Source organism: Bacillus sp. FSL K6-0069 (assembly GCF_038007785.1).
Taxonomy (GTDB): Bacteria; Bacillota; Bacilli; order Bacillales; family Bacillaceae_G; genus Bacillus_A; species Bacillus_A mobilis.
Genome location: NZ_JBBOXN010000001.1, coordinates 2,682,022 through 2,694,476 on the forward strand (window position 1 = coordinate 2,682,022; position 12,455 = coordinate 2,694,476).

Below are 12,455 nucleotides of genomic sequence, written 5' to 3' on the forward strand. Positions count from 1 at the left end.
ATGATCTCCTCCTTATTTAAACAGCTGCATGAGCTGCAATTTTTGAAATAATCGTTTGAAGTTTTTGATCTTCTTCTTCAGTTAATCCGAGTCTTGGATAACGAGAAGGTCCCCCAGCTTGCCCGTGTAATTCCATTGAGCGTTTAACGATTTGTACATATTTTCCTGATCCTTCAAGAAACTCACAAAGTGGTAAAATCGCATCGTTTATTTCCCAAGCTTTTTCTAATTCACCGTTTTGGAAATGCTTATACATTTTCGTAACAAGTCCTGGTACAATATTTCCTGCCACTGAAACCCATCCCGTCGCACCAACTAAATAAGATTCCATAACTAAATCTTCAGACCCACAGAAGACTTGAAAAGCACCTTCTCCTTGTCTTACTAAATCTCTAGCTTTTCGAATATCCCCGCTTGATTCTTTAATATGTGTAACATTTTCACATTCTTTTCCAATACGTAGCATGAGCTCCGTACTCATATCAACACCGGATGTAAACGGGTTATTATATAACATAATTGGTATATTTACAGCGTTTGAGATTTCTTTAAAGTGAAAATAAATTTCCTCTTCTTTCGGTTTACAATAGTACGAGTTTATAATTAATGCACAATCTGCTCCATGCGCTTCTGCATGTTTCGTATATTCAATCGTTTCTTTCGTCGTTTCTGCTGCAGTTCCAACAATAACTGGAATACGGCCATCTACTTCTTTTAATACTGTTTCTACCATTTTAAATCGTTCTTCTTTTGATAAACTAACGAACTCTCCTGTACTTCCATTAATAATAATCCCAGCTACTTTTTGCTCAATAAAGTAGTTTACGTTTTGTTTTACACCATTCCAATTAATTTCTTGAAACTCATCCATCGGTGTGATTAATACTGGAAATGCCCCTTTAATGTTTTTCATAATTATCTCTCCCTTTACTATTTTATTTTAATAAAAATCCTGTCGGAAACGGATCTGTAGAGTCTAATAGAAACGTCTGCATTCCTGTAATAAATCCTCTACTTTCAAATCGGAAAATGTAGCCTAGTTCTTCTTTCTTCACTTGTTCCACTGTTATAAAGCTATTAAAAATACTTTCATTTTTAAAAGGTTTATCCGCTATATAATCATTTTTAAATAATGTATGAACATAAGATACAATAGTAGAAACAAAACCAGGCGAACGTACGATAAAGTTATCTTCATGAAATGTAATCGACTTTATATGGTTCTTTTCTGTTTGCATAGATTCTACTAAAATAAGTCTTTTTATTAATGACTGTTTTTGTATAGCTTGAAGTGTAACTTCACCCCATTTTTTTAATTTAGAGATGTTTTCAATGCTGATTTCTGGTGAATATGCATCCTTTTCTACAACTGCATATACTTTATCTGCCTGTATAAGGGAGTAACTTATATTACCAATTTGTAAATTTTTCTCAATCATATAACATAATTTACTTTCAAATGAAACAGATACAACTTCATCATTCTCTACATACGCATGGACTAAAAATATGCCAGATAACGTTTCAATTTTGTATTGATTCGTACCTCTCTTTTTTAAATAACCGCTTTCTAGTAACATCGTAATGACTGCGACAATGCCTCCATAATGAAGAGGGATGGAACCTTCATGATTAAAAAATAATACAGCTGCATCGACTTCCGCATAAATAGAAGGAACGACGATACATCCATTTAAACCGATAAAACCACGTGGTTCATTTAATAAAAGCTTCATTTCTTCTGCTAATTCACCTGAAAATTGTTCATTTAAATGTTCTAAACTGTAGTAATATTTGCATGGTACATCTTTTATTACACGAAATGCTTCACCATTTACATGTACGTCTACTGCTGTATACATTTTTTGAATGTTCATTTTACATCCTCCGTTTCATGTTCCATCGGCGGAATTAGCAAAAAGCCTTCTTTAAGTGGATCCTTTTCATTGTAAAAAAATCTATGCATTCCCATAAGCCAAGCTGAACCTGTAATTTTTGTTACGACAGCTTCCATATTTTCAACATTTGTCGTATGAATGACGCACCCTTTAAATAGAGAGCCAACGATACTCTCGTGAATAAACTCTTCATTAATCTCGATTTTTTGATTAGCGTATAATACCGCTAATTTCGCTGATGTTCCTGTACCACAAGGAGAACGATCAATTCCTCCTGGCGGAACGACAACTGTATTTTTCACATGCGCACTTTCATGAGTAGGATCTGTATAAAATTCAACATGGGTTAATCCTCTAATAAACGAATACTCTGGATGAACGATTTCAAATTTCTCATTTATGATATTTCTAATATGAATTGCCTTATCGATGATTGTAGATGCGTTTTCTGGTACTAACTCTAAACCTACTGATTTCGCATCGATAATGGCATAAAAATTCCCTCCATACGCAATATCGGCCTCTACAGTTCCAATTCCTTCGACTTGTACAGTGATATGTTTAAGTAAAAAAGCTGGTATGTTACAGAAGGAGACTTCTTTCGCTTTTCCATCTTGAACAAAGATATCCACTTCAACTAAGCCAGCTGGTGTGTCTAACTTTAACGAAGTAATCGGTTCAACTACCGGAATTAAACCTGATTCAATTAAAGCTGTACTTACACCAATTGTATCGTGACCACACATCGGTAAATATCCACCTGTCTCTATGTAAATAACACCAATATCAGCTTCAGGATGACATGGATCTGTTAATAATGCGCCTGACATTACATCATGACCACGCGGTTCATTCATTAACAATTTGCGAATCCAGTCATACTCCTTTTTCATATGTAACATCTTCTCTGCCATCGTCTCTCCAATTAACTTTGGAAGTCCGCTTATCAATGTCCTCGTTGGATTCCCGCCCGTATGTGTATCAATCGTCGTAAAGACTCTTTGTGACCTCATCCGTTTAACACCCTTTCTGTAAAACGACTCAAACGAAGTGGTTCAATTGGAATGATTGTTTCTTTTTCATTTAATAACTCTTCAATCACTTTTCCAGTAACTGCTGCAAGGCTAATGCCATCCCCTTCATGCCCAGCTGCTATAAAGTAGTTCGGGATATGTTCCACACGTGAAATGATTGGCAAATGGTCTTCTGTCCACGGGCGTAATCCAGCATATGAACGAATCACCATCATATCCGCCATTTTCGGATAAAAACGAATTGCTCTGTTTGCAATACATTTAATAACTTCGTTGTTTATCTTCGTATGAAAACCTACAAACTCTCTACTACTACCAATTAAAAAATTTTGGCTTTCTGTCGGCTCAAATACAAGAGCTACCCCATATTTCTCAGTTAAAGCATCCACTTTTCGTTTTCCGCCAAATTTAGAAATTAAATAACCAAATTCCATTACTTTACGGCAACCAACGTGTTGTTGCCTTGAAGCTACAATAATATGCCCTTTTCTCGGTTCAACTGGGATATTTACATCCAACATTTCTCCGATTTTCGGAGCCCACACACCAGCTGCGTTCACCACTTGCTTCGCAGTAAACGTCCCGTTAGTCGTTTCTACAATAAAGGAACCGTCTATATCTCTTTTCATTTCTTTCACTTCCGTATGATTAAAAGCTTTCGTACCAAACTTCTTCGATTCTGCAAGAAGTGAAAAAGCAAGAAGATATGGATTTACAGTCGAATCCGTTGCACATTCTAATCCGCCTAATAAATCGTCTGCAAAAAATGGCGATTCCTCTCTTATATCTTGCCTATCGAGCATTCGAAACGGTAAACCAGCTTCTTTTTGACGATTCACCCATTGCTGCGCTGCTTCCATTTCTTCGTCTGACTCACATACGAGAATACTTCCTGGCGCCCTATATTCAAATGAGTGCTCTAACTCTTCACTTAAATCAGTAACTAATTTTTGACTTACTAGCGACATTTGACTATCAAATCCTGGGTCTTTATCAATAGCCAAAATATTCCCGTCACACCGTGAAGACGTCCCACTGACAAATTCTCCTTTTTCAATGATTGTTACGTCTCTTCCGTATTTTGATGTGTAATAAGCGATAGAACAGCCTATAATACCACCGCCTATTATTAAAACGTCACAGTGCCTCACGTAGCACCCCTCCCTTCTTTCTTTTTCATCCCTCACTTTCTTTTATGCAATTGACGTGCCAACTGTACATATATACACTTTTTATAAATAATATTTTTATTTGTAAAAATATTTTAAATTTATCGTAAATAGGTGTATTATTTTTTTATCACTGTCAAAATTTTTATACATAACAGGAGGACAATATGGCATTCTCATTTCCCACAATAAAAGAATTTCTAAAAACTTTATCAATTGATCATACATACAACTTGCAACATACCCAGCAAGTTCACGAAAAGTATTATTACCACCCTTCTACTACAGAAGAATATAACTGCGCAGTAATATATGAAGATGACTCATTCACCGCTTTAATTGACGCGTTTTCCAATGAAATAGTCGTTATCATAATGAACGAAAATAAAGAGCCGCTATGCTGTATAACGACTCAGCAAATCATTCCGTTTCTTGTTAAGTCGTACAATGAACTGCAATCTTTTTATAACGCCGTAATACAAACAACTGATTCTTCCGTTACAGTCATCGATGAGAAAGAACATGTTCGTACTTGGACAGATGGTGCTGAAAAGATTTTTTCAGTCAATCATAATGAAATTATTGGACAACCTATCACTCGATTTTTTGACTATAAAGATTTGGAAATTTTGCAATCATTACATGACGGAAAAAGCATAATCGCTCAGTTCCATCAGCCTCGCCCAGATTTGTTCGTATTAATAAATTCAAACCCAGTGTATTGTAACGATGAAATTATAGGGGCTGTCGTTTCAGAAACTGATGTTACAAATCAAGTTGCTTTAAACGAAAAACTATTCAATATGTCACATGAAATGCACCGATTAGAACAAGAAGTCGCAAAATATAAAGATGAATCAGATCCTTTCCTTGCAATGAATGGAAAGAGCCCTGTTATACAAAGAACAATACAATTAGCTAGAAAGGTTTGTTCAGTGAAATCAACTGTTTTAATACTTGGAGAAAGTGGAGTTGGAAAAGAAGTTTTTGCAAAGGCGATACATGAAGCTAGTGAGGCAGCTAAGGCACCTTTCATTTCAATTAACTGCGGCGCCATTCCAGAAGCGTTATTTGAAAGTGAATTATTCGGGTATGAACGCGGGGCGTTTTCTGGTGCAAATAGTAAAGGGAAAAAAGGAAAAATAGAGCTCGCACAGGGCGGTACATTATTCCTTGATGAAATAGGAGAAATGCCGCTTGATATGCAAGTAAAGCTATTGCGTGTACTACAAGAACGAAAATATTACCGAGTTGGTGGCGAGAAAGAGATTAATATTGACTTCCGTATTATCGCTGCTACAAACCGTGATTTACAAGAAGAAATGAGAAAAGGCACGTTCCGAGAAGATTTATACTACCGCCTAAATGTAGTTAGCTTGCATATTCCACCGCTGCGCGAGAGACGCGAAGATATTATTGAATTAACCTACTCTTTCTTAAACGATTTTTCAATCAACTACAACAGACCAATCCGTGACTTACCTTCAAGCATTATGCATGAACTGCTTCATTACAATTGGCCAGGTAATATTCGCGAGCTTCGTAACGTTGTTGAAAGACTTGTCGTATTTGCGACTGACGGTATTATAAAACAAGAATATTTACCATTTCATACAACTGAAACGTTAGACAATCATACGACTCATTCCCTATTACTCAGCAACAATCATACAATCCTCTCTTTACAAGAAGAGATGGATGAACATGAGAAAAAAGTAATCGAGAGGGCATTACGTATTTTGAATGGGAATAAATTAGAATGCGCGAAACAGCTTGGTGTTACAAGGGCAACTTTATATAATCGATTAAAAAAACTTGGGTTACAATAACCATTTCCTCCTTTATATTGGCATGTTTTTTGCATAATAATTTATGCAAACCGAACTAGAGGAGGAATTCATATGACGAATAAAGATCACTTAATTGTTTGTCGATGTGAAGAAGTTACATACGGTCAACTTCAATCGACAATTGCTGAATATAAATGCTCGGCAAGAGAATTAAAACTAAGAACACGTGCTGGCATGGGATTTTGCGGTGGCCGCACATGTAGAATGATGATAGATCGAATGATTGAAAATGCGAATCCTGATGCAATTCCTAATGAAATCCCATTAAAATATCAACCACCTGTGCGAGCAGTTACCTTTGGAGCGGTAGGTGAAAATCAATGAATAGAATTACACATCATCCTATTTTAGGGAGTTTAAATAGTAGTAAGCGCATCACTTTCCAATTTAACGGACAACAATATGAAGCATATGAACATGAAACGATTGCGGCGGCTTTACTTGCAAACGGAATAAGAACTTTAAGAGTGCATGAAGATAGCGGGACGCCACGGGGTATTTACTGTAATATTGGACATTGTTCTGAATGCCGCGTCACAGTAAACAATCAAACAAACGTACGAGCATGTTTAACCGTTGTAGAAGACAATATGGTTGTTGCCAGTGGTAAACAGCATCCCAATATCGTCAGAGAGATGGTGAAAAAGCGATGAACGATGTCATTATTATCGGAGCTGGACCCGCAGGTTTATCAGCCTCCATCTCTTGTGCACGCTTTGGACTAAATGTACTTGTTATTGATGAATTTATGAAGCCTGGCGGAAGGTTGCTCGGACAATTACATCAAGAACCTACTGGAGAATGGTGGAATGGTATAGAAGAGTCAAAACGCCTTCACGAAGAAGCAAAATCACTTTCAATTGATATTCGATGTGGTATTTCCGTCTATAATTTAGATAAAGATGAAAGTTCTTGGTACGTACATACGAATATCGGTACGTTAGAAGCACCGTTCATTTTACTTGCTACTGGCGCTGCTGAGTACTCTATTCCCCTTCCTGGTTGGACACTTCCAGGAGTTATGTCAATCGGGGCAGCCCAAGTAATGACAAATGTACATCGCGTTCAAGTTGGGCGAAAAGGATTAATTATTGGTGCTAACATTTTGTCATTCGCTATTTTAAATGAATTACAATTAGCGGGAATTAAAGTGGAACACATCGTACTTCCTGAAAAAAGTGAATTAAGTCAAAAGGCTGGTGAACCAGAAGAAGTTTTAAACTCTCTATTACATGCTGCACACCTTGCCCCCTCGCCTTTATTACGTTTAGGTAGTCGATTGATGAAATATAATTGGGCAAAACAAGCTGGATTAAACTTCTATCCAAATAACGGTATGAAAATAAATGGCACACCACTTCACCTTCGAAAAGCAGCCCTAGAAATTATCGGTACAGAGCAAGTTGAAGGTGTACGCGTTGCTAATATCGATACGAAAGGAAACATAATAACTGGATCGGAACAAATATATGAGGCAGACTTTGTTTGTATTGCAGGTGGCTTATACCCTCTTGCTGAGCTTGCTGCTGTAGCTGGCTGTCCTTTCCGTTACATTCCGGAGTTAGGCGGACATGTTCCACTGCATTCCGAAACGATGGAAACCCCTCTTCCCGGTTTATTTGTAGCTGGCAATATCACTGGGATTGAAAGCGGAAAGATTGCGATGGCGCAAGGAACTGTTGCTGGATATTCAATCGTAAAACAAGCAAATACAAAATCTCATTCGGTTGAACAACACTTGCAACAAGCGGTGCAACATGTACATACCGTACGACAAAAAGCTGCCATTCAATTTAACCCGATGATTGATGTCGGTAGACGGAAAATGAATGAAATTTGGCGTGATTATTCCCTGGCATATGCACATACTAAAAAGAGCTGCTGAGATTACTCTCAACAGCTCTTTTTTCTACTCTTCTGAGTTATTAAATTTCGCTAATGCGTAAATGCCTTCTTCATCGTCTAATTCAAGTTGTAATCTTGCTGCAAATGAATTGACATTATATTCTCTGTCAAGCAATAAGCGTAGTGCTTCGATTAAGTTCGCTTGAATTAAAATTTGTTTACGACCATTTACCTCTACTTCAGCAGAGAAACCGTAGTCATCGTCATACATTAGTTCAACTAAAACTTCTTCTGGACCGACTTGTCTTTTTTCAGCGATATATACGCAAAGTGCATTGATAAGTTCTTGTTCAGAAATTTTTATTGTTTCCATGCTACTTCATCTTCCTTTTTCTTACGTTGATCTTTGAAGTATTTAAATGCACGAACTGCTAACATTACGATACCAGCCATTACTAACATATTTACCATAAACGCTAATACAGAACCAAGAGCTCCCATATTTGCAAATAAGCTACCCATTAGTAAACCACCAAGACCACCTAGTAATAAACCTTTCATAAAGCTTCCTTTATTACTTTTTGGTGCTGTGTTTGTTGCTTTTGTTTTTGAATCTGTTGTTGTTTTTTGTGAATTCACGTTACTATCTTTTTTGTTCAAATCAACTTTTGACTTTTGACCAGAACTTGGTGTGTATGATTTTTTACCAGATTTGTAACTCTTCGCTGCTGCGTGATCTACAAACATGAAGCTACTAGCTCCAAAGATAACCATGAATGCTGTCATGACTGCTACAAGTTTTTTCAACATATTATATCCATTCTCCTTTTATATAGATATATGTGAAATCTACCTTTCTAGTAAATTCAGAATGATAGATTTGTTTTTAAAAACATTTTAAAGGTTCTTATGAACTTATTATATGAACTTTTGCCGAAATATGCAAGTATTATTTACTTACGACAGTTTGGTGACAAAGGAAAAATTAAGCAAAACAGAATTGACTTTAAATGCAACAAAACATATTATAGGTTCATAAGAACTTTTTATTATTTTTGGAGGTGAAAAGATGGAAACATTTCATCTCACACGAAACGAAATGGCTACCCTTCTTCTATCATTAAGAGGATGGAATACGAAAAAGCCTCTCGGTATTTTACAAGAAGCGTGGGCAAAGTCACATAAAAAAGATATTGAAAGCGGACAAAGCGTAACTGCTTTTATTACTACCGCACTTTCACCTATTTTTGAAAAACTGATTAAAATTGACGATACAGACGTCGGTTTTTCATTAAATGAAATAGTTGCGCTTGGAAATCAAATTGAAAATACAAGTTTCTCAGTAACGGCCATGCAAAACTGGGTAAAACGAGATATTAAAGAAATGATTGGCTCTCCTCAAAAAGGGAAAAAATATTCAATTGAACAAGCTGCCTTACTATTCATTGTCGAAGATTTAAAAACAGCACTTGATTTTGAATCCATTCGTAAGCTATTACGCCTTATCGTAAATGACCCAGCCGATCGAAGTGATGACTTAATCAATCCTGTTCATTTATATGGAGCATACTCTTCTCTATTTGAAGAACTCAATCAAGGGAACTGCTTACAACTAAATGCAACAGATACAATCCATACAATTGAAAACATCGTAAAAGAAAGAGCTGACAAAATTGCAAGCAAGTTCGATCAAATTAATAACGAGCAACGTGAAGCGATTCGTAACGCGATTATTATTGCCACATTATCTGTGCATACCGCTTATGTACAAATGTTAGCAAAACGTTACGTAACAGCAACGTTATTTTTACAAAATTTAGATGTGAAACCGTAAAAATAGGAGCAGAAATGCTTCTATTTTTTTATAACGAAAACAAGCATCAACCTGTTACATACTTAGAACAGGTTGATGCTTGTTTCTCTAGATATTAATTATAAAAAGCCATAATCGCCTATTATTAATTCAAAAATGATCATTTCATTCTATTATATTTCGAATAAGTTTTCTCGATAAATTTAATCCCTTCATCTTTGTAACTCTTTATAAATTTCGATTTGAGCTCTTGAGCTATTAGCAAAACTTAACCAACCCTGTCTCACATTACTAATGTTTTCAGTTACCAAAAGTTCAACTATATCTAGATGTGAAACATTCGTTATTATCGATTTATTTATACCATTAACTTTAGCACCTGACATATACTTAGCAATCTCAGGATTTAATGCGAAAGCAAAATCAATTACAGTAGCACCTTGCGGTAAGTTCACGGAATCTAACTTAGGAGTAAATGCAACAATATTATCTTGGAATAGTTCATATGATACTAAATCATAAAATTCAATCGCATTTTGAGTTACTAGATCATTTGTCTTAATAAAATGATCCATCAATTTATGAATTATATTTTGCATCTCCTTATCAGTTATACTTTTTGTAAGTACATGAAATACTCCTTTATCTCGTATCTCCTGATTTATTTTTGTTTCAATACATATCACTATTTCATGGTTATTGATCACCACTTTAGTCTTTAAGTATTTGTTTAATACATCACTTTCAATTGCTATATTATCTTCAAATTGATATGGAATTGGTTGGTATAGTTGATGTATAACTCCTAATATTTTATAACAGTCTAAATTATTTGAGGCCGTGATAATTATTTTTGACACTGCTGTAATGTCTTGAATATCTTGGAGACGAGAATAAGCTGTATAAATAGGGCTTACTTCATAGTTAACTTCAAATATTAAAGATGGATTTAGAAAATTATTTATATCTTGCATGATATTTTGAGACAAACCCTCTAATAACTTAGCATAATTTTGTAAAAGAATTTTCATTCCCTTATATTTAGAATGGTTAAGATAATAAAAACCTAAATCTTCTAACTCGTGTTGAATATGTAATAGCCCTAGTCTTTTACAAATCGGGGCGAAAATTTTGAGTGTTTCATTTGCATAAGGAACTTGTTTCTTTACAGCTTTCACCTGTAAAGTTCTCATGTTATGTAGACGATCTATCACTTTTATAATAGCTACTCGTATATCTCCTTGCGTAGCTAATAATAACTTCTTTAAATTTATTGCTTCATACTCTTCTTTATTAGGAATTTGTTTTTTATCAATTTTAGTTAATCCTTCTACAATATCTGCAACTTTTTTACCGAATATATCACGTATATAGTCAATTGTATAATCTGTATCCTCCACCACATCATGTAGTAATGCTGCAACTAAAGTTATAATATCTGCCTTACAATCTAACAAAATTTCTGTAACTGTAAATGGATGAGTAATATACGGCTCACCGGAAACGCGGAATTGTCCTTCATGTGCTTTCTCGGAAACTAATATAGCTTTATTTAATTGCTCTACTTCTTCTTTATGTAGATACGAGGCCTTTTCTAATAATGCTTTTTTCATATTTTCACCTTCATCATATTAATTTTCTATAAAAATTTTATTAACATTATAATTCGTTATTTGAAAGTGAAGTACCTGTCTAGGTGATAAGAGAATATTTATGTTTTTATTCTCCTTGAATTATTTTTATTTTTTTGAACCTATAAGCCAACCTTTGAAATACTTTTGTTTTTATCAATCGAATCATATCACTATCCCAAATAGGAAATAGTCCATAAATTTGATTCTTATTTTGCAGACATTACTCTTCTCACTTTGTAAATTAAAAGCCCATAACATTATTATTTATTTATGAGAAATTTTTAATAATCTTTTCATTAACTCTTCATGAAAACCGGGCTTATATCCTTTACTATAATACGTATGAGAGACATAAAAGAATTGAAATAGCAATCCCCTATATAAATAAGGTATAATCTACATATAGTGAACCTTTTATATTGTTAAGTAAAGGGGCATATATTCAAAAATCCATAAATTAGAAGGTGCAACAATGTTAAGTAGTTTTATTCACTCAGTATTAACGTTTTTTGAAGGGTTAGGTTATTGGGGCATTATGCTTGGACTTATGATTGAGATTATTCCAAGTGAAATTGTCCTTGCTTATGCAGGTTACTTAGTATTCAACGGTAGTATCTCATTTATAGGCGCAGTTGTATTTGGTACAATTGGCGGTGTTATTGCCCAAATCTTTATTTATTGGATTGGACGATACGGTGGACGACCTATATTAGAACGATATGGAAAATATATTTTCATCCATAAAAAACAAATAGATGCAGCTGAAGATTGGTTTAATCGTTACGGAACTGGCGTCATTTTTACAGCACGCTTTATCCCAGTAGTACGCCATGCAATTTCAATTCCTGCTGGTATTACAAAAATGTCATTCCTACGTTTCACTACATTAACAGCACTCGCAATCATCCCTTGGTCTATCATTTTCATTTATTTAGGTGAAAAACTAGGTGAGAATTGGGAGAATATTAACGATGTTGCTGGACCGTATGTGAAATCGTTCGCAATTGGCGGCGTCATACTTATTCTTTTATACTTCATCATTAAAAAATGGACAAAAAAACGTAAAAAGCTTGCTTAAGATAATAACTAAAACCGTTATATATTCAATACGAATATTAGCGGTTTTTTTATTAAAATTGACTAATCCTTAAATATGACAAGAAAGACCTTCAGTTTAACATTTACATGGATAAGCACCCTTTCACTCATCCA

Annotated in this window: 13 protein-coding genes; 6 read left to right on the forward strand and 7 right to left on the reverse strand. The window is 34.9% G+C overall.

Features of this window, described 5'->3' with window-relative positions; translation table 11 throughout:
• Nucleotides 1–16 precede the first annotated feature (16 nt).
• From dapA to MHB74_RS13750, 4 genes are read right to left on the reverse strand one after another with little or no spacing between them, the layout of a single operon-like run.
• Nucleotides 17–913 (reverse strand): 4-hydroxy-tetrahydrodipicolinate synthase, encoded by an 897-nt coding sequence (gene dapA, locus MHB74_RS13735; protein WP_061679719.1) that lies wholly within the window; start codon nucleotides 911–913, stop codon nucleotides 17–19.
• 22 nt (nucleotides 914–935) lie between these two features.
• Complete coding sequence (locus MHB74_RS13740; RefSeq protein WP_061679718.1) at nucleotides 936–1,877, reverse strand: proline racemase family protein; 942 nt, start codon at nucleotides 1,875–1,877, stop codon at nucleotides 936–938.
• Entirely contained in the window at nucleotides 1,874–2,911 is a 1,038-nt protein-coding gene (locus MHB74_RS13745; RefSeq protein ID WP_061679717.1) for a proline racemase family protein, read from the reverse strand. The genes MHB74_RS13740 and MHB74_RS13745 overlap by 4 nt, the downstream gene beginning before the upstream one ends.
• On the reverse strand, nucleotides 2,908–4,083 hold the full coding sequence (locus MHB74_RS13750; RefSeq protein ID WP_061679716.1) for an NAD(P)/FAD-dependent oxidoreductase: 1,176 nt from the start codon (nucleotides 4,081–4,083) through the stop codon (nucleotides 2,908–2,910). The genes MHB74_RS13745 and MHB74_RS13750 overlap by 4 nt, the downstream gene beginning before the upstream one ends.
• Nucleotides 4,084–4,268: 185 nt before the next feature.
• Between MHB74_RS13750 and MHB74_RS13755 the strand changes: the two genes are divergently transcribed.
• From MHB74_RS13755 to MHB74_RS13770, 4 genes are all read left to right on the forward strand, one after another.
• Nucleotides 4,269–5,930: a sigma-54 interaction domain-containing protein gene (locus MHB74_RS13755; RefSeq protein WP_061679715.1), complete on the forward strand. Its 1,662-nt coding sequence runs from the start codon at nucleotides 4,269–4,271 to the stop codon at nucleotides 5,928–5,930.
• Nucleotides 5,931–6,002: 72 nt separating this feature from the next.
• Nucleotides 6,003–6,275 carry a (2Fe-2S)-binding protein gene (locus MHB74_RS13760; protein WP_061679714.1) on the forward strand — a complete coding sequence of 91 codons (273 nt, stop codon included), beginning with the start codon at nucleotides 6,003–6,005 and terminating at the stop codon, nucleotides 6,273–6,275.
• A complete protein-coding gene (locus MHB74_RS13765; RefSeq protein WP_061679713.1) occupies nucleotides 6,272–6,604 on the forward strand; it encodes a (2Fe-2S)-binding protein in 333 nt (110 codons plus the stop codon). Before MHB74_RS13760 ends, MHB74_RS13765 begins: the two co-directional genes overlap by 4 nt.
• Nucleotides 6,601–7,836, forward strand: coding sequence for an NAD(P)/FAD-dependent oxidoreductase (locus MHB74_RS13770; protein WP_061679712.1), 1,236 nt, complete (start codon nucleotides 6,601–6,603; stop codon nucleotides 7,834–7,836). Before MHB74_RS13765 ends, MHB74_RS13770 begins: the two co-directional genes overlap by 4 nt.
• Nucleotides 7,837–7,860: 24 nt before the next feature.
• Here the strand turns inward: MHB74_RS13770 and MHB74_RS13775 are convergent, their stop codons facing one another.
• Nucleotides 7,861–8,169: a YxcD family protein gene (locus tag MHB74_RS13775; RefSeq protein ID WP_061679711.1), complete on the reverse strand. Its 309-nt coding sequence runs from the start codon at nucleotides 8,167–8,169 to the stop codon at nucleotides 7,861–7,863.
• Nucleotides 8,157–8,606 (reverse strand): hypothetical protein, encoded by a 450-nt coding sequence (locus tag MHB74_RS13780; RefSeq protein ID WP_000914486.1) that lies wholly within the window; start codon nucleotides 8,604–8,606, stop codon nucleotides 8,157–8,159. The genes MHB74_RS13775 and MHB74_RS13780 overlap by 13 nt, the downstream gene beginning before the upstream one ends.
• A gap of 259 nt (nucleotides 8,607–8,865) precedes the next feature.
• Between MHB74_RS13780 and MHB74_RS13785 the strand changes: the two genes are divergently transcribed.
• Nucleotides 8,866–9,630, forward strand: a complete 765-nt coding sequence (locus MHB74_RS13785; RefSeq protein ID WP_061679710.1) for a DUF1836 domain-containing protein — start codon at nucleotides 8,866–8,868, stop codon at nucleotides 9,628–9,630.
• Between the two features lie 191 nt (nucleotides 9,631–9,821).
• Here the strand turns inward: MHB74_RS13785 and MHB74_RS13790 are convergent, their stop codons facing one another.
• Nucleotides 9,822–11,222 (reverse strand): HD domain-containing protein, encoded by a 1,401-nt coding sequence (locus tag MHB74_RS13790; protein WP_061679709.1) that lies wholly within the window; start codon nucleotides 11,220–11,222, stop codon nucleotides 9,822–9,824.
• Between the two features lie 493 nt (nucleotides 11,223–11,715).
• Here MHB74_RS13790 and MHB74_RS13795 point away from each other — a divergent pair, with 493 nt between their 5' ends.
• Nucleotides 11,716–12,321, forward strand: coding sequence for a DedA family protein (locus tag MHB74_RS13795; protein WP_061679708.1), 606 nt, complete (start codon nucleotides 11,716–11,718; stop codon nucleotides 12,319–12,321).
• The last annotated feature ends 134 nt before the right edge of the window (nucleotides 12,322–12,455 follow it).